The sequence below is a fragment of the Stenotrophomonas sp. TWI169 genome (genome assembly GCF_039674705.1).
GTDB lineage: Bacteria > Pseudomonadota > Gammaproteobacteria > Xanthomonadales > Xanthomonadaceae > Stenotrophomonas > Stenotrophomonas maltophilia_P.
In genome coordinates this window covers 23881-42045 of the sequence record NZ_JBDJOB010000009.1, presented here as the reverse complement: position 1 = coordinate 42045, position 18165 = coordinate 23881, and the positions used below count along the sequence as shown (strand labels likewise).

The 18165-nt window shown below is 63.6% G+C and carries 15 protein-coding genes; all 15 read left to right on the top strand.

Annotation, left to right across the window (positions count from 1 at the left end):
• Positions 1 to 11 precede the first annotated feature (11 nt).
• The 15 genes from rplJ to rplV all read left to right on the top strand — a co-directional run bounded on the left by rplJ (position 12) and on the right by rplV (position 18163).
• Positions 12 to 542 carry a 50S ribosomal protein L10 gene (rplJ, locus tag ABE543_RS09005; protein WP_053519953.1) on the top strand — a complete coding sequence of 177 codons (531 nt, stop codon included), beginning with the start codon at positions 12 to 14 and terminating at the stop codon, positions 540 to 542.
• Between the two features lie 63 nt (positions 543 to 605).
• Positions 606 to 974, top strand: coding sequence for a 50S ribosomal protein L7/L12 (gene rplL / locus ABE543_RS09000; RefSeq protein ID WP_053519954.1), 369 nt, complete (start codon positions 606 to 608; stop codon positions 972 to 974).
• Between the two features lie 321 nt (positions 975 to 1295).
• Entirely contained in the window at positions 1296 to 5450 is a 4155-nt protein-coding gene (gene rpoB / locus ABE543_RS08995; protein WP_053519955.1) for a DNA-directed RNA polymerase subunit beta, read from the top strand.
• Positions 5451 to 5539: 89 nt separating this feature from the next.
• Positions 5540 to 9763 (top strand): DNA-directed RNA polymerase subunit beta', encoded by a 4224-nt coding sequence (gene rpoC / locus ABE543_RS08990; RefSeq protein ID WP_053519956.1) that lies wholly within the window; start codon positions 5540 to 5542, stop codon positions 9761 to 9763.
• Between the two features lie 333 nt (positions 9764 to 10096).
• Positions 10097 to 10471: a 30S ribosomal protein S12 gene (gene rpsL / locus ABE543_RS08985; RefSeq protein WP_004145320.1), complete on the top strand. Its 375-nt coding sequence runs from the start codon at positions 10097 to 10099 to the stop codon at positions 10469 to 10471.
• Positions 10472 to 10483: 12 nt separating this feature from the next.
• Complete coding sequence (gene rpsG, locus ABE543_RS08980; RefSeq protein WP_053519957.1) at positions 10484 to 10957, top strand: 30S ribosomal protein S7; 474 nt, start codon at positions 10484 to 10486, stop codon at positions 10955 to 10957.
• 138 nt (positions 10958 to 11095) lie between these two features.
• Complete coding sequence (fusA, locus tag ABE543_RS08975) at positions 11096 to 13237, top strand: elongation factor G (RefSeq protein ID WP_049470847.1); 2142 nt, start codon at positions 11096 to 11098, stop codon at positions 13235 to 13237.
• Between the two features lie 52 nt (positions 13238 to 13289).
• Entirely contained in the window at positions 13290 to 14480 is a 1191-nt protein-coding gene (tuf, locus tag ABE543_RS08970) for an elongation factor Tu (protein ID WP_065176003.1), read from the top strand.
• A gap of 333 nt (positions 14481 to 14813) precedes the next feature.
• The gene (rpsJ, locus tag ABE543_RS08965) at positions 14814 to 15125 is read left to right on the top strand and encodes a 30S ribosomal protein S10 (protein WP_005408208.1); all 312 of its coding nucleotides are present in this window, start codon (positions 14814 to 14816) and stop codon (positions 15123 to 15125) included.
• An 11-nt stretch (positions 15126 to 15136) separates the two neighbouring features.
• The gene (rplC, locus tag ABE543_RS08960; RefSeq protein ID WP_004145336.1) at positions 15137 to 15787 is read left to right on the top strand and encodes a 50S ribosomal protein L3; all 651 of its coding nucleotides are present in this window, start codon (positions 15137 to 15139) and stop codon (positions 15785 to 15787) included.
• Between the two features lie 12 nt (positions 15788 to 15799).
• On the top strand, positions 15800 to 16405 hold the full coding sequence (gene rplD, locus ABE543_RS08955; RefSeq protein ID WP_053519740.1) for a 50S ribosomal protein L4: 606 nt from the start codon (positions 15800 to 15802) through the stop codon (positions 16403 to 16405).
• A complete protein-coding gene (gene rplW, locus ABE543_RS08950; protein WP_004145338.1) occupies positions 16402 to 16701 on the top strand; it encodes a 50S ribosomal protein L23 in 300 nt (99 codons plus the stop codon). The genes rplD and rplW overlap by 4 nt, the downstream gene beginning before the upstream one ends.
• A gap of 10 nt (positions 16702 to 16711) precedes the next feature.
• Positions 16712 to 17539 carry a 50S ribosomal protein L2 gene (gene rplB, locus ABE543_RS08945; protein WP_053519741.1) on the top strand — a complete coding sequence of 276 codons (828 nt, stop codon included), beginning with the start codon at positions 16712 to 16714 and terminating at the stop codon, positions 17537 to 17539.
• 6 nt (positions 17540 to 17545) lie between these two features.
• Positions 17546 to 17815, top strand: coding sequence for a 30S ribosomal protein S19 (gene rpsS, locus ABE543_RS08940; RefSeq protein WP_005415413.1), 270 nt, complete (start codon positions 17546 to 17548; stop codon positions 17813 to 17815).
• Positions 17816 to 17827: 12 nt separating this feature from the next.
• The gene (gene rplV / locus ABE543_RS08935) at positions 17828 to 18163 is read left to right on the top strand and encodes a 50S ribosomal protein L22 (protein WP_080375339.1); all 336 of its coding nucleotides are present in this window, start codon (positions 17828 to 17830) and stop codon (positions 18161 to 18163) included.
• Positions 18164 to 18165: the final 2 nt, after the last annotated feature.

The window sequence follows — 18165 nt, the reverse complement described above, 5'->3', positions numbered from 1 at the left end:
GGAGGAGTGCAATGGCTCTCAATCTGTCCCAGAAGCAAGAAGTAGTCGCCGAGCTGGCAGACGTCGCCGCCAAGGCCCACTCCTTGATCGCAGCCGAATACGCTGGCACCACGGTCGCCCAGATGACCGCGATGCGCAAGCAGGCTCGTGAAACCGGTGTTTTCTTGAAGGTTGTCAAGAACACCCTGGCTTCGCGCGCCGTTGAAGGCACCGAGTTCGCCGTGGCCCAGGACCAGATGGTTGGTCCGCTGCTGTACGCGTTCTCGCTCGAGGAGCCCGGCGCTGCCGGTCGCCTGATCAAGGAAGCCGCCAAGGGCAACGACAAGCTGAAGGCTAAGGTCGTCGCCATCGGTGGCGAAGTGTTCCCGGCAAGCCACGTCGACGTGCTGGCCTCGCTGCCGACCCGCGATCAGGCCCTGGCCATGCTGGCCCGCGTCCTGACCGAGCCGGTCACGATGTTCGCCCGCGCCATCAAGGCTGTTGGCGAGAAGCAGGGTGGTGGCGAAACCGCCGCTGCCGAGCCGGCCGCCGAGACCGCCTGAGTTTCGACTTACCGTGGTTCCTGACGGAACCTCAACCCAGAAAATCATCCAAAGGTATTAATCATGTCCCTTACCAACGAACAGATCGTCGACGCCATCGCCGAGAAGTCCCTGATGGAAGTGATGGAGCTGGTCAAGGCCATCGAAGAGAAGTTCGGCGTCTCCGCCGCTGCTCCGGTTGCCGTGGCTGCTGCCGCTGGCCCGGCCGCTGCTGTTGAAGAGCAGACCGAGTTCACCGTCACCCTGAAGTCGGCCGGCGAGAAGAAGGTCGAAGTCATCAAGGCCGTCCGCGCCATCACCGGCCTGGGCCTGAAGGAAGCGAAGGACCTGGCCGAAGCCGGTGGCGTCCTGAAGGAAGGCGCTTCGAAGGACGACGCCGAGAAGATGAAGAAGGACCTGGAAGCTGCTGGCGCGACTGTCGAAGTCAAGTAAGCACTTCCTTTGCATCGTCATCGATTCTCGGCGATGCAGCCAAGGCTGGGGGCGTAAGCCCCCGGCCTTTGGTCGTTGTTGCAGGCCCGCGTACTGCGCGGGTGGAATCAGGCGGTAGAAAGCCCAACACGGGCTGCGGTCAAATCCCGGCACGCCCGCGCATCGCGCGGCAGCAGGGAAGTAGATGCAGACGAGTTGGCAGTTGGAAGTAGCGGGAGAAGGCGTGCTGGTGCCGGCAATACCAGCGACTTCCAACTGACAATTTCAAAGTTCCCTTCAGGGTCGTGGACGCACGGCCCGCACAACAAGGTGGAAGACCTCATGACGTCCTATTCGTTCACCGAAAAGAAGCGTATCCGCAAGGATTTCGGCAAGCAGCGCTCGATTCTCGAAGTGCCGTTCCTGCTCGCGATCCAGGTGGATTCCTACCGTGATTTCCTGCAGGAGAACATCGATCCGGCCAAGCGTGCCGATCATGGCCTGCACGCCGCGCTGAAGTCGGTCTTCCCGATCGCCAGCTACAGCGGCAATGCCGCCCTGGAGTACGTCGGCTACAAGCTGGGCGAGCCGGTCTTCGACGAACGTGAATGCCGCCAGCGCGGCATGAGCTACGGCGCTCCGCTGCGCGTGACCGTGCGCCTGGTGATCTACGACCGCGAGTCGTCGACCAAGGCCATCAAGTACGTGAAGGAGCAGGAGGTCTATCTGGGCGAAATCCCGCTGATGACCGAGAACGGCACCTTCATCGTCAACGGCACCGAGCGCGTCATCGTCTCGCAGCTGCACCGCTCGCCGGGCGTGTTCTTCGACCACGACCGCGGCAAGACCCACAGCTCGGGCAAGCTGTTGTACAGCGCCCGCATCATCCCCTACCGCGGTTCCTGGCTGGACTTCGAGTTCGACCCGAAGGACGCGCTGTTCACCCGTATCGACCGCCGCCGCAAGCTGCCGGTGTCGATCCTGCTGCGCGCGCTTGGCTACAGCAACGAAGAGATGCTGGCCGAGTTCTTCGAGATCAACACCTTCCACATCAACCCGGATGAAGGCGTCCAGCTGGAGCTGGTGCCGGAGCGCCTGCGTGGCGAAACCCTGGGCTTCGACCTCGCCGACGGCGACAAGGTCATCGTGGAAGCCGGCAAGCGCATCACCGCGCGCCACATCAAGCAGCTGGAAGCCTCGGGCATTGCGGCCCTGGCCGTGCCGGACGACTACCTGGTCGGCCGCATCCTGTCGCACGACGTGGTTGATGCCTCGACCGGCGAACTGCTGGCCCAGGCCAATGACGAGATCAGCGAAGAGCAGCTGCAGAACTTCCGCAAGGCAGGCGTCGATGCGGTCGGTACCCTGTGGGTGAACGACCTGGATCGTGGTCCGTACCTGTCCAACACCCTGCGCATCGATCCGACCAAGACCCAGCTGGAAGCACTGGTCGAGATCTACCGCATGATGCGTCCGGGCGAGCCGCCGACCAAGGACGCCGCGCAGAACCTGTTCCACAACCTGTTCTTCACCTTCGAGCGCTACGACCTGTCCGCGGTCGGCCGCATGAAGTTCAACCGTCGCGTGGGCCGCAAGGAAACCACCGGCGAAGCCGTGCTGTACGACAGCAAGTACTTCGGTGAGCGCAACGACGAAGAGTCCAAGCGCCTGGTCGCTGCCCATGGCGACAGCTCCGACATCCTGGACGTGATCAAGGTCCTGACCGAGATCCGCAATGGTCGCGGCGTGGTCGACGACATCGATCACCTGGGCAACCGTCGCGTGCGTTCGGTCGGTGAAATGGCCGAGAACGTGTTCCGCGTCGGCCTGGTCCGCGTCGAGCGCGCGGTCAAGGAACGCCTGTCGATGGCCGAGTCCGAAGGCCTGACGCCGCAGGAACTGATCAACGCCAAGCCGGTCGCTGCCGCCATCAAGGAGTTCTTCGGCTCCTCGCAGCTGTCGCAGTTCATGGATCAGAACAACCCGCTGTCGGAAGTGACCCACAAGCGTCGCGTCTCGGCCCTGGGCCCGGGCGGCCTGACCCGTGAGCGCGCCGGCTTCGAAGTGCGCGACGTGCACCCGACCCACTACGGCCGCGTCTGCACCATCGAAACGCCGGAAGGCCCGAACATCGGTCTGATCAACTCGCTGGCCGTGTACGCCCGCACCAACCAGTACGGTTTCCTCGAGACCCCGTACCGCAAGGTCGTGGACGGCAAGGTCTCCGACGAGATCGAGTTCCTGTCGGCGATCGAGGAAAACGAGTACGTCATCGCCCAGGCCAACGCCCTGACCGATGCCAAGAGCATGCTGACCGAGCAGTTCGTGCCGTGCCGCTACCAGGGCGAGTCGCTGCTGAAGCCGCCGGCGGAGGTCCACTTCATGGACGTCTCGCCGATGCAGACCGTGTCGATCGCGGCCGCGCTGGTGCCGTTCCTGGAGCACGATGACGCCAACCGCGCACTGATGGGCGCGAACATGCAGCGTCAGGCCGTGCCGACCCTGCGTTCGCAGAAGCCGCTGGTCGGCACCGGCATCGAGCGCGCCGTGGCGCGTGACTCCGGTGTGACCGTGAACGCCCGTCGTGGCGGTGAGATCGTGCAGATCGACGCTGCCCGCATCGTGGTCAAGGTGGTCGAGGAAGAGATCGTCGGTGCCACCGACGCCGGCGTCGACATCTACAACCTGGTCAAGTACACCCGTTCCAACCAGAACACCTGCATCAACCAGCGTCCGCTGGTCCAGGTGGGTGACGTCATCGCCCGCGGCGACGTGCTGGCCGACGGTCCGTCCACCGACATCGGCGAACTGGCCCTGGGCCAGAACATGCTGATCGCGTTCATGCCGTGGAACGGCTACAACTTCGAAGACTCCATCCTGCTCTCCGAGCGCGTGGTGGAAGAGGATCGCTACACCACGATCCACATCGAAGAGCTGACCTGCGTCGCGCGCGACACCAAGCTGGGGCCGGAGGAAATCTCCGCTGACATCCCGAACGTTTCCGAGCAGGCGCTGAACCGCCTGGACGAGAGCGGCGTGGTGTACATCGGTGCGGAAGTCCGCGCCGGCGACATCCTGGTCGGCAAGGTCACGCCGAAGGGCGAGAGCCAGCTGACCCCGGAAGAGAAGCTGCTGCGCGCGATCTTCGGCGAGAAGGCTTCGGACGTTAAGGACAGCTCGCTGCGCGTTCCGCCGGGCATGGACGGCACCGTCATCGACGTGCAGGTCTTCACCCGCGACGGCATCGAGAAGGACAAGCGTGCGCGCCAGATCGAAGAGTCGGAGATCAAGCGCGTCAAGAAGGACTTCGACGACCAGTTCCGCATCCTGGAAGCCGCCATCTACATGCGTCTGCGTTCGCAGATCGTCGGCAAGGTGGTCAACGGCGGTGCCGGCCTGAAGAAGGGTGACGTCATCACCGACGCGTACCTGGACGGCCTGAAGAAGGCTGACTGGTTCGTGCTGCGCATGAAGGACGAGGACGCTTCGGAAGCCATCGAGCGCGCCCAGAAGCAGATCCAGGCGCACGAGAAGGAATTCGAGCGTCGCTTCGCCGACAAGCGCGGCAAGATCACCGCAGGCGACGACCTGGCTCCGGGCGTGCTGAAGATGGTCAAGGTGTTCCTGGCCGTGAAGCGCCGCATCCAGCCGGGCGACAAGATGGCGGGTCGCCACGGCAACAAGGGCGTGGTGTCCAACGTGGTGCCGGTCGAGGACATGCCGTACATGGCCTCGGGCGAAACCGTGGACATCGTGCTGAACCCGCTGGGCGTGCCGTCGCGTATGAACATCGGCCAGATCCTGGAAGTGCACCTGGGCTGGGCCGCCAAGGGCCTGGGCCGCAAGATTCAGGCAATGCTGGAAGCCCAGGCGGCCGTTGCCGACCTGCGCCGGTTCCTGGACGACATCTACAACCACGATGACACCAACGTGGCCAACCGTGTCGACCTGTCGCAGTTCAGCGACGAGGAGCTGCTGCGCCTGGCCCGTAACCTCACCGACGGCGTGCCGATGGCCACCCCGGTGTTCGACGGTGCCACCGAAGCGGAAATCAAGCGCATGCTGGAACTGGCCGATCTGCCGAGCAGTGGCCAGACCCAGCTGTACGACGGCCGCACCGGTGAAGCGTTCGATCGCCACACCACCGTGGGTTACATGCACTACCTGAAGCTGAACCACCTGGTCGACGACAAGATGCACGCGCGTTCGACCGGTCCGTACTCGCTCGTCACCCAGCAGCCGCTGGGCGGCAAGGCGCAGTTCGGTGGCCAGCGCTTCGGTGAAATGGAAGTCTGGGCGCTGGAAGCCTACGGCGCGGCCTACACCCTGCAGGAAATGCTGACGGTGAAGTCCGATGACGTGCAGGGCCGCAACCAGATGTACAAGAACATCGTCGACGGTGAGCACGAGATGGTCGCGGGCATGCCGGAATCCTTCAACGTGCTCGTGAAGGAAATCCGCTCGCTGGCCATCAACATGGAACTGGAAGACAACTGATCCATGCCGGCGCGGCGGCTCTCTCCGCCGCGCCGCTGGCAGTGACCTGAAAGCCCATCGACACAGCATTCCTCCTTCTGGAGAACACCATGAAAGACCTGCTCAATCTCTTCAACCAGCAGCGCCAGACGCTGGACTTCGACGCGATCAAGATCGCGCTGGCTTCGCCGGACCTGATCCGCTCGTGGTCCTTCGGCGAAGTGAAGAAGCCGGAAACCATCAACTACCGTACCTTCAAGCCGGAACGCGACGGCCTGTTCTGCGCCGCCATCTTCGGCCCGGTCAAGGACTACGAGTGCCTGTGCGGCAAGTACAAGCGCATGAAGCACCGCGGCGTGGTCTGCGAGAAGTGCGGCACTGAAGTGACCCTGGCCAAGGTGCGCCGCGAGCGCATGGGCCACATCGACCTGGCCTCGCCGGTCGCGCACATCTGGTTCCTCAAGTCGCTGCCGTCGCGCATCGGCCTGATGCTGGACATGACCCTGCGCGACATCGAGCGCGTGCTGTACTTCGAAGCCTACGTGGTGACCGAGCCGGGCCTGACCGCCCTGGAGCGCCGCCAGCTGCTGACCGAAGAACAGTACCTGCAGGCCCGCCAGGAGCACGGTGACGACTTCGACGCCGCCATGGGCGCCGAGGCCGTGTACGAACTGCTGCGCACGATCGACCTGCAGTCGGAGATGACCCGTCTGCGCGAGGAGATCGCCGCGACCGGTTCGGAAACCAAGCTGAAGCGACTGACCAAGCGCATCAAGCTGATCGAGGCCTTCCTGGAGTCGGGCAACCGTCCGGAATGGATGGTGATGACCGTGCTGCCGGTGCTGCCGCCGGACCTGCGTCCGCTGGTGCCGCTGGACGGTGGCCGCTTCGCGACCTCCGACCTGAACGACCTGTACCGCCGCGTCATCAACCGCAACAACCGCCTGCGCCGCCTGCTCGAACTGAGCGCGCCGGACATCATCGTGCGCAATGAAAAGCGCATGCTGCAGGAATCGGTCGATGCGCTGCTGGACAACGGTCGCCGTGGCCGTGCCATCACCGGCACCAACAAGCGCCCGCTGAAGTCGCTGGCCGACATGATCAAGGGCAAGCAGGGTCGCTTCCGTCAGAACCTGCTGGGCAAGCGCGTGGACTACTCGGGCCGTTCGGTCATCGTGGTCGGTCCGTACCTGCGCCTGCACCAGTGCGGCCTGCCGAAGAAGATGGCGCTGGAGCTGTTCAAGCCGTTCGTGTTCGCCAAGCTGCAGCGTCGTGGCCTGGCCACCACCATCAAGGCCGCCAAGAAGCTGGTCGAGCGCGAAGAAGCCGAAGTCTGGGACATCCTGGAAGAGGTCATCCGCGAGCATCCGGTGATGCTGAACCGCGCGCCGACCCTGCACCGTCTGGGCATCCAGGCGTTCGAGCCGGTGCTGATCGAAGGCAAGGCCATCCAGCTGCATCCGCTGGTCTGCACCGCGTTCAACGCCGACTTCGACGGTGACCAGATGGCCGTCCACGTGCCGCTCTCGCTGGAAGCCCAGCTGGAAGCGCGTGCGCTGATGATGTCGACCAACAACATCCTGTCGCCGGCCAACGGCGAGCCGATCATCGTGCCGTCGCAGGACGTCGTGCTGGGTCTGTACTACATGACCCGCTCGCTGGAGAACAAGAAGGGCGAGGGCATGGCCTTCGCCAACATCGCCGAAGTCAAGCGCGCCTACGACAACCGCGTGGTGGAACTGCACGCCAAGGTCAAGGTCCGCATCACCGAAGTGGTGACCGACGAGGAAGGCAACAAGCAGAACAAGACCTCGATCGTGGATACCACGATCGGTCGCGCCCTGCTGGCTGAAATCCTGCCGGAAGGCCTGCCGTTCGCGCTGGCCAACACCGAGCTGACCAAGAAGAACATCTCGCGCCTGATCAACTCCAGCTACCGTCAGCTGGGTCTGAAGGACACGGTCGTGTTCGCCGACAAGCTGATGTACACCGGCTTCGCCTACGCAACCCGCGCCGGCGTGTCGATCGGTATCGACGACATGCTGATCCCGGACGAGAAGCGCGGCATCCTCACCGAGGCCGAAGCCGAAGTGCTGGAAATCCAGGAGCAGTACCAGTCGGGTCTGGTCACCGCTGGCGAGCGCTACAACAAGGTGGTCGACATCTGGTCGCGCACCAACGAGCGCATCGCCAAGGCGATGATGGACACCATCGGTACCGAGAAGGTCGTCAATGCCAAGGGTGAGACCATCGATCAGAAGTCGATGAACTCGCTGTACATCATGGCCGACTCCGGTGCACGAGGCAGCCAGGCGCAGATCCGTCAGCTGGCCGGCATGCGCGGCCTGATGGCCCGCCCGGACGGCTCGATCATCGAGACGCCCATCAAGGCGAACTTCCGCGAAGGCCTGAACGTGCAGGAGTACTTCAACTCCACCCACGGTGCCCGTAAGGGTCTGGCCGATACCGCGCTGAAGACCGCGAACTCGGGTTACCTGACCCGTCGACTGGTCGACGTGGCGCAGGACGTGGTGATCACCGAGGTGGATTGCGGTACCACCGAAGGCCTGATCATGACCCCGATCGTGGAAGGCGGTGACGTGGTCGAGCCGCTGAAGGACCGCGTGCTGGGTCGCGTGGTTGCCGAGGACGTGTTCCTGCCGGGCAACGACGAAGATCCGATCGTCACCCGCAACACCCTGCTGGACGAGCAGTGGGTCGCCAAGCTGGAAGATGCCGGCGTGCAGAGCATCAAGGTGCGTTCGACGATTTCGTGCGAATCGGCCTTCGGTGTCTGCGCTCGCTGCTACGGCCGCGATCTGGCCCGTGGCCATCTGGTCAACATCGGTGAAGCGGTCGGCGTCATCGCCGCCCAGTCCATCGGTGAGCCGGGTACCCAGCTGACCATGCGTACCTTCCACATCGGTGGTGCGGCGTCGCGAGCTGCTGCGGTCGACAACATCACCGTCAAGACCACCGGCTCGGTCAAGTTCAGCAACCTCAAGTCGGTCGAGCATGCCAACGGCTCGCTGGTGGCAGTGTCGCGCTCGGGCGAAATCTCGGTGCTCGATGCCCACGGCCGTGAGCGTGAGCGTTACAAGCTGCCGTACGGTGCGACCATCACGTCCAAGGACGGCGATGCGATCAAGGCTGGCCAGACCGTGGCCAACTGGGATCCGCATAACCACCCGATCGTGTCGGAAGTGGCCGGCTTCATCCGCTTCATCGATTTCGTCGACGGCATCACCGTCATCGAGAAGACCGACGAGCTGACCGGCCTGGCCTCGCGCGAAATCACCGATCCGAAGCGTCGTGGTACCCAGGCCAAGGACCTGCGCCCGATCGTGCGCATCGTCGACGCCAAGGGCAACGACCTGTCGATCCCGGGCACCGATCTGCCGGCGCAGTACCTGCTGCCGCCGCGCTCGATCGTCAACCTGCAGGATGGCGCCCCGGTGGGCGTGGGCGACGTCGTCGCCAAGATCCCGCAGGAAGCCTCGAAGACCCGCGACATCACCGGTGGTCTGCCGCGCGTGGCCGACCTCTTCGAAGCGCGCAAGCCGAAGGATCCGGCGGTGCTGGCCGAGCGTTCGGGCATCATCAGCTTCGGCAAGGACACCAAGGGCAAGCAGCGCCTGATCATCAAGGACACCGATGGTTCGGAGCACGAAGAGCTGATTCCGAAGTACCGCCAGGTCATCGTGTTCGAAGGCGAGCATGTCACCAAGGGTGAAACCATCGTGGACGGCGAGCCGAGCCCGCAGGACATCCTGCGCCTGCTGGGTGTCGAACCGCTGGCGGCCTACCTGGTCAAGGAAATCCAGGACGTGTACCGCCTGCAGGGCGTGAAGATCAACGACAAGCACATCGAGGTGATCACCCGCCAGATGCTGCGCAAGGTCGAGATCACCGATCAGGGCAGCAGCAAGTTCCTGAACGGCGAGCAGGTCGAACGCCAGCGCGTTATCGAGGAGAATGCCCGCCTGTCGACCCGCAACGAGCTGCCGGCGCGGTTCGATCCGGTCCTGCTGGGCATCACCAAGGCCTCGCTGGCCACCGAGTCGTTCATCTCGGCGGCGTCGTTCCAGGAGACCACCCGTGTGCTGACCGAAGCGGCCGTGCGCGGCACCTCGGACAACCTGCGTGGCCTGAAGGAAAACGTCATCGTCGGCCGTCTGATTCCGGCCGGTACCGGTCTGGCGTACCACAGCCAGCGCCGTCGTGGCGCGTCCGGCCTCACCGAGTCGGAGATGCAGACCCTGGCCGGCACCCCGGCGGCGGTCGAGGCTCCGGCAGTGGAAGCCGAGACCGAACAGGCTGCGGGCGAGGAATGAGGTGACCGGTCCGGCCGCAAGGCCGGACCCACCTTTGCGGTAACGCCCGGGGACATGCCCGGGCGGGCTTGAAGGGCAGGGCGGCGCAGGCCGTCCGACCTGGCTGTAGCGGCAGGCGGCTCCATCCGTGGAGGGCCGGTCGAACCTGAACGGGGTACATGGAGGCCCCCCAGTAACGTTCCGGGATCAGGGACGGGCTTGACAGGGCGCGTTTGACGTCGTTCCTGGCAGGTTGCTACAATCGTCTGTCTCAGCAGGCCAGAATTTTGGCCTGCTTTAACATTTCCGCATCTCTGGCCGGATTTTCCGGCCACCAATCAGAAGAACCTACTGATGGCGACGATCAACCAGCTGGTCCGCAAGCCGCGGCAAGCGACCACCTACAAGAGTGCCTCGCCGGCGCTCGACAAGTGCCCGCAGCGCCGTGGCGTCTGCACCCGTGTCTACACCACCACTCCGAAGAAGCCGAACTCGGCCCTTCGCAAGGTTGCCAAGGTCCGCCTGACCAACCAGGAAGAAGTGATTTCCTACATCGGTGGTGAAGGCCACAACCTGCAGGAGCACTCCGTGGTCCTGATCCGCGGCGGTCGCGTCAAGGACCTGCCGGGTGTGCGTTACCACACCGTTCGTGGCTCGCTCGACGCCGCCGGCGTTGCCAAGCGTCGCCAGGCCCGTTCCAAGTACGGCGCCAAGCGTCCGAAGGCCTAAGGAGAGAGCACTATGTCGCGTAAGGGTAATACTCCGCAGCGTTCCGTCCTGCCCGATCCGAAGCACGGAAGCGAAACCATCGCCCGCTTCATCAACATGGTCATGCAGAGCGGCAAGAAGTCCGTCGCCGAAAAGATCGTGTACGGCGCCATGGACGTGATCACCGAGAAGAACAGCAGCGCCAACGCCATCGAGCTGGTGCAGAAGGCGCTGGACAACGTCGCTCCGGCGGTCGAAGTCAAGTCGCGTCGCGTCGGCGGTGCCACCTACCAGGTGCCGGTCGAAGTGCGTGCCTCGCGCAAGATGGCTCTGGCCATGCGCTGGCTGATCGACTCCGCGCGCAAGCGTGGTGAGAACACCATGCCGAAGAAGCTGGCTGCTGAACTGATCGACGCCTCGGAAAACCGTGGTGGCGCCATCAAGAAGCGCGAAGAAACCCACCGCATGGCCGAAGCCAACAAGGCATTCGCCCACTACCGCTGGTGAGTTTGACGGCCTTGCAAAACAGGCAGGGCAGCACCACCTAGGTGCTGCCTCGCGGTCCCAGAAGGACTGCGCCAACCCGAAGGCCGCCGAAAGGCGGCGTTCGGCCATCCGAAATCCAAGAAATCTGAGAGGCTCCCCGTGGCCCGTTCCACTCCCATCGAGCGTTACCGTAACTTCGGCATCATGGCTCACATCGATGCCGGCAAGACCACCACGTCCGAGCGCATCCTGTTCTACACCGGCAAGAGCCACAAGATCGGTGAAGTGCATGACGGCGCCGCCACCATGGACTGGATGGAGCAGGAGCAGGAGCGTGGCATCACGATCCAGTCCGCTGCCACCACCGCGTTCTGGAAGGGCATGGACAAGTCCCTGCCGGAGCATCGCTTCAACATCATCGACACCCCCGGGCACGTCGACTTCACCATCGAAGTGGAGCGCTCGCTGCGCGTGCTCGACGGTGCGGTGTTCGTGCTGTGTGCCGTCGGTGGCGTGCAGCCGCAGTCGGAAACCGTGTGGCGCCAGGCCAACAAGTACCACGTGCCGCGCATCGCGTTCGTCAACAAGATGGACCGCACCGGTGCCAACTTCCAGAAGGTCGTCGGCCAGCTGAAGGCCAAGCTGGGCGCGGTTGCCGTGCCGATGCAGCTGCCGATCGGCGCTGAAGACAACTTCAAGGGCGTCGTCGACCTGCTGAAGATGAAGGCCATCCACTGGGATGAAGCCTCGCAGGGCATGAAGTTCGAGTACAGCGACATCCCGGCTGAACTGCAGGCGGCTGCTGAAGAAGCCCGCCAGTTCATGGTCGAGACCGCTGCCGAAGCCAGCGAAGAGCTGATGGAGAAGTACCTGGGCGGCGAAGAGCTGGCCGAGGCTGAAATCATCAACGCGCTGCGTACCCGCACCCTGGCCACCGAGATCGTGCCGATGTACTGCGGCTCGGCGTTCAAGAACAAGGGCGTGCAGGCCATGCTGGACGGCGTGATCCAGCTGCTGCCGTCGCCGGTCGATGTGCCGGACGTGAAGGGCGTGGACGTCGACGACGATACCGTCGAGATGACCCGCAAGTCGGACGACAAGGCGCCGTTCTCGTCGCTGGCCTTCAAGATCATCACCGACCCGTTCGTCGGCGCGCTGACCTTCTTCCGCGTCTACTCGGGCACGCTGAACGGTGGTGACACCGTGCTGAACTCGGTGAAGGGCAAGAAGGAGCGCATCGGCCGCATCCTGCAGATGCACTCGAACAACCGCGAGGAAATCAAGGAAGTTCTGGCGGGTGACATCGCTGCGGCCGTGGGCCTGAAGGACACCACCACCGGTGACACCCTGTGCGCCGTGGACGCCCCGATCATCCTGGAGCGCATGACGTTCCCGGAGCCGGTGATCTCGATGGCCGTCGAGCCGAAGACCAAGTCGGACCAGGAAAAGATGGGTCTGGCCCTGGGTCGTCTGGCGCAGGAAGATCCGTCGTTCCGCGTCAAGACCGACGAAGAATCCGGCCAGACCATCATCTCCGGCATGGGCGAGCTGCACCTGGACATCATCGTCGACCGCCTGAAGCGCGAGTTCAACGTTGAAGCCAACGTCGGTGCGCCGCAGGTGGCCTACCGCGAAACGATCACCCTGGCCGACGTCAAGTCGGACTACAAGCACGCCAAGCAGTCCGGTGGTAAGGGTCAGTACGGTCACGTCGTGATCGAGCTGTCGCCGATCACCGCTGAAGACCGTGCCGATCCGAAGCTGGCTCCGGCCATCAAGGACGACTTCCTGTTCATCAATGACATCACCGGCGGCGTGATCCCGAAGGAATTCATTCCGTCGGTCGAGAAGGGCCTGCGCGAAACCATCACCAGCGGCCCGCTGGCTGGCTTCCCGGTCGTGGACGTCAAGGTGAAGCTGGTGTTCGGTTCGTACCACGACGTCGACTCCTCGGAAATGGCGTTCAAGCTGGCTTCGTCGATGGCCTTCAAGCAGGGCTTCGCCAAGGCCAAGCCGGTGCTGCTGGAGCCGATCATGAAGGTCGAGATCGTGACCCCGGAGGATTACCAGGGTGACGTGATGGGCGACGTCAGCCGTCGTCGCGGCGTGCTGCAGGGTTCCGACACCACCGGTGACGGTTCGGCCAGCATCATCAACGCGATGATCCCGCTGGGTGAAATGTTCGGCTACGCCACTGCGCTGCGTTCGCAGACCCAGGGCCGCGCCACCTTCACCATGGAATTCGATCACTACGAGCCGGCTCCGACCAACATCGCCGAAGCCGTCATGAAGAAGGGCTGAGCCTCGCTCAGCCTCTCTTGAAACCACTTACGAACAATCAAGGTATATAACAATGGCAAAGGGTAAGTTCGAGCGCACCAAGCCGCACGTCAACGTCGGCACCATCGGTCACGTCGACCACGGCAAGACCACGCTGACCGCCGCGCTGACCAAGATCGGCGCCGAGCGCTTCGGTGGCGAGTTCAAGGCGTATGACGCCATCGACGCCGCACCGGAAGAAAAGGCTCGTGGCATCACGATCTCGACCGCGCACGTCGAATACGAATCCCCGACCCGTCACTACGCCCACGTTGACTGCCCGGGCCACGCTGACTACGTCAAGAACATGATCACCGGTGCCGCCCAGATGGACGGCGCGATCCTGGTGTGCTCGGCCGCTGACGGCCCGATGCCGCAGACCCGCGAGCACATCCTGCTGTCGCGTCAGGTCGGCGTGCCGTACATCGTGGTGTTCCTGAACAAGGCTGACATGGTCGACGACGCCGAGCTGCTCGAGCTGGTCGAAATGGAAGTGCGCGAACTGCTGAGCAAGTACGAGTTCCCGGGCGACGACACCCCGATCATCTCGGGTTCGGCCCGCCTGGCGCTGGAAGGCGACCAGAGCGAGATCGGCGTGCCGGCGATCCTGAAGCTGGTCGACGCGCTGGACACCTGGATTCCGGAGCCGGAGCGTGCGATCGACAAGCCGTTCCTGATGCCGGTGGAAGACGTGTTCTCGATCTCGGGCCGCGGCACCGTGGTGACCGGTCGTATCGAGCGCGGCGTGATCAAGGTCGGTGACGAAATCGAAATCGTCGGTATCCGTCCGACCCAGAAGACCACCGTGACCGGCGTGGAAATGTTCCGCAAGCTGCTGGACCAGGGCCAGGCAGGTGACAACGCCGGTCTGCTGCTGCGCGGCACCAAGCGTGACGACGTCGAGCGCGGCCAGGTTCTGGCCAAGCCGGGTTCGATCACCCCGCACACCGAGTTCGAAGGCGAAGTGTACGTGCTGTCGAAGGACGAGGGCGGCCGTCACACCCCGTTCTTCAACGGCTACCGCCCGCAGTTCTACTTCCGCACCACCGATATCACCGGCGCTGCCAAGCTGCCGGAAGGCGTGGAAATGGTGATGCCGGGTGACAACGTCAAGATGACCGTGACCCTGATCAACCCGGTCGCGATGGACGAAGGCCTGCGCTTCGCCATCCGCGAAGGTGGCCGCACCGTCGGCGCCGGCGTGGTCTCGAAGATCATCAAGTAATCTGTTAGACTCTGCGCCCCGATGTTGCCTGGGTAGGGCATCGGGGCGTATCAAAATGGGAAAGCAGGCACAGGATGTGCCTTGTGTTCCCCGGACCAGGAAGGGTCAAGGCCATTCAGGCGGCGTCAACAGGAGACTGTTGACAGCTGCCTGGCGTGCCATTATGCTTCTATGTCTGGGCAGGCCGGGAAACTGGTCTGCCTACGTTTTTGAGGTCTACGGATTGACCTTGTCGGCCTGCAGGAGTGCGGGCCGTCCGTATGCAGGAATTTCATGGGGCAAAGCAACCCAGAGGCTTTGTCTGTCGCTCTTTTAACGAAGGAACCTACCGCCATGGCGGACCAAAAGATCCGGATCCGGCTGAAAGCGTTCGATCATCGTCTGATCGACCGTTCGGCCAGCGAGATCGTTGAAACGGCAAAGCGGACCGGCGCGCAAGTGCGTGGCCCGATCCCGCTGCCGACCAAGATCGAGCGTTACACCGTTCTCGTTTCCCCGCACGTCGACAAGGACGCGCGTGACCAGTACGAGACCCGCACGCACAAGCGCGTGCTCGATATCGTTGACCCGAATGACAAGACCGTGGACGCGCTGATGAAGCTCGAACTGGCTGCCGGCGTCGACGTTCAGATCAAGCTGACCTGAGGACTACGACCATGACGAAGAAGTATTCGTTGGGCTTCGTGGGCCGCAAGGCCGGCATGAGCCGCGTGTTCACCGAAGATGGTCGTTCCATCCCGGTGACCCTGATCGAAGCCACCCCGAACCGCATCGCGCAGATCAAGACCGTCGAAACCGACGGCTACAGCGCCGTGCAGGTGACCGTCGGCGCGCGTCGCGCTGCCCTGGTCAACAAGCCGGAAGCCGGCCACTTCGCCAAGGCGAAGGTGGAAGCGGGTCGTGGCCTGTGGGAATTCCGCGTTGAAGACGCGCAGCTCGGCGACTTCGCCGTCGGCGGCGAAGTCAAGGCGGACATCTTCGAAGTCGGCCAGATCGTCGACGTCCAGGGTGTCACCAAGGGTAAGGGTTTCCAGGGCACCATCAAGCGCCACAACTTCCGTATGGGCGATGCAACCCACGGTAACTCGCTGTCGCATCGCGCGCCGGGTTCGCTGGGTCAGCGCCAGACCCCGGGTCGCGTTTTCCCGGGCAAGAAGATGTCGGGCCACATGGGCGCGGTGCAGCAGAGCACCCAGAACCTGGAAGTGGTCAAGGTCGACGTCGAGCGCGGTCTGATTGCGGTTCGCGGCGCCGTTCCTGGCGCGGCGGGTGGCGATGTGATCGTCCGTCCGGCGAGCAAGGCATAAGGAGAGATGACGATGGAACTCGTTATCACGGGTAGCAACAACAAGGTCTCGGTCTCCGACGCCGTGTTCGGTCGCGATTTCAGCGAAGATCTGGTCCACCAGGTCGTCGTTGCTTACCGCAACGCCGGTCGCGCCGGCACCAAGGCACAGAAGACTCGCTCCGAAGTGGCTGGTACCACCAAGAAGTCGAAGAAGCAGAAGGGCGGCGGCGCGCGTCATGGCGCACTGACGGCTCCGATCTTCGTCGGCGGCGGTGTCACCTTCGCGGCCAAGCCGCGCAGCTTCGAGCAGAAGGTCAATCGTAAGCAGTACCGTGCCGCCATGTGCGCGATCCTGTCCGAGCTGAACCGTCAGGGCCGTCTGACCATCGTGGAGGCCTTCGATGTCGAAGCGACCAGCACGAAGGGTCTGATCGCCAAGCTGGCCGGCCTGGAAGTGGGCAAGCGCCCGCTGATCGTCACCGAGGAAGCCTCCGAGCACCTGTACCTGTCCGCCCGCAATCTGCCGTACGTGCAGGTGCGTGACGTGCAGGGCCTGGACCCGGTGTCGCTGGTCGGTGCCGACACGGTCGTCATCACCGCTGACGCGGTCAAGAAGGTCGAGGAGTGGCTGGCATGAACAGCAACGAAAAAATCTTCAGCGTGCTGCGTGCCCCGCGTGTCTCCGAAAAGACCGCGCGCCTGCAGGAACTCTCCAACCAGTATGTCTTCGAAGTTTCGAACGAAGCCACCAAGGCCGATGTAAAGGCCGCGGTTGAGCAGCTGTTCGACGTCAAGGTCGAAGCCGTCAACGTGGTCAACGTCAAGGGCAAGAACAAGTCCTTCCGTAACCGTGCTGGCCGCCGCGGCGATTGGCGCAAGGCGTACGTTCGCCTGGCCGATGGCCAGTCGATCGATGTAACGGCCAAGGCCTGAGGTACATCCCATGCCATTGATGAAATTCAAGCCCACTTCCCCCGGCCGCCGTTCGGCCGTGCGCGTGGTTACGCCCGACCTGCACAAGGGTGCTCCGCACGCTGCGCTGGTCGAGTCGCAGAGCCGCTCGGGTGGTCGTAACCACCACGGCCGCATCACCACCCGTCACGTCGGTGGTGGCCACAAGCAGCACTACCGCATCATCGACTTCAAGCGCAACAAGCTGGGCATCCCGGCGCGCGTGGAACGCATCGAATACGATCCGAACCGCACCGCCCATATCGCCCTGCTGTGCTACGTCGACGGCGAGCGTCGCTACATCATCGCCCCGAAGGGCCTGAAGGCCGGTGATCAGGTGATCGCTGGTTCGGATGCCCCGATCAAGGCGGGCAACACCCTGCCGCTGCGCAACATCCCGGTCGGTACCACCATCCACTGCATCGAGCTGAAGCCGGGCAAGGGCGCTCAGATCGCCCGCGCTGCAGGTGCTGCCGTGCAGCTGGTCGCCCGCGAAGGCATCTACGCCACCCTGCGCCTGCGCTCGGGTGAAATGCGTAAGGTTCCGGTCGAGTGCTGCGCCACCATCGGCGAAGTCGGCAACGACGAGCACAGCCTGGAAAAGCTGGGCAAGGCCGGTGCCAAGCGCTGGCGCGGCGTCCGCCCGACCGTTCGTGGTGCTGCCATGAACCCGGTTGACCACCCGCACGGTGGTGGTGAGGCCAAGGCCGGCCAGGGTAACCCGCATCCGGTCACCCCGTGGGGTGTCCCGACCAAGGGTTACAAGACGCGCCATAACAAGCGCACTCAGCAGTTCATCGTCCGCGATCGTAGGGGCTAATCGACCATGGCACGTTCACTCAAGAAGGGCCCGTTCGTCGATCACCACCTCGTCAAGAAGGTGGAGGCCGCTGCGGGCAGCAAGAAGCCGATCAAGACCTGGTCGCGCCGTTCGATGATCCTGCCTGACATGGTAGGCATCACCATTGCCGTGCATAACGGCAAGAACCACATCCCGGTTCTCGTCAACGAGAACATGGTCGGCCACAAGCTCGGCGAATTTGCCATCACCCGGACCTTCAAGGGTCACGGTGGTGACAAGAAGTCGGGCAAGTAAGGAGAGATGACAATGGAAGCGAAAGCCATCCTGCGCACTGCGCGCATCTCCCCGCAGAAGGCTCGCCTGGTCGCTGACCAGGTGCGCGGTCTGCCGGCCGAACGTGCGGTCAATCTGCTGAAGTTCTCGGACAAGAAGGCTGCCCACCTGATCAAGAAGGTGGTGGAGTCGGCTATTGCCAACGCCGAGAACAACCAGGGCGCCGACGTCGACGAGCTGAAGGTTCAGACCATCATGGTTGATGAAGGTCCGACCCTGAAGCGTTTCATGGCGCGGGCGAAAGGCCGCGGTACCCGCATCCTCAAGCGCACCAGCCACATCACTGTGGTTGTGGGCGCCGGCAAGTAAGC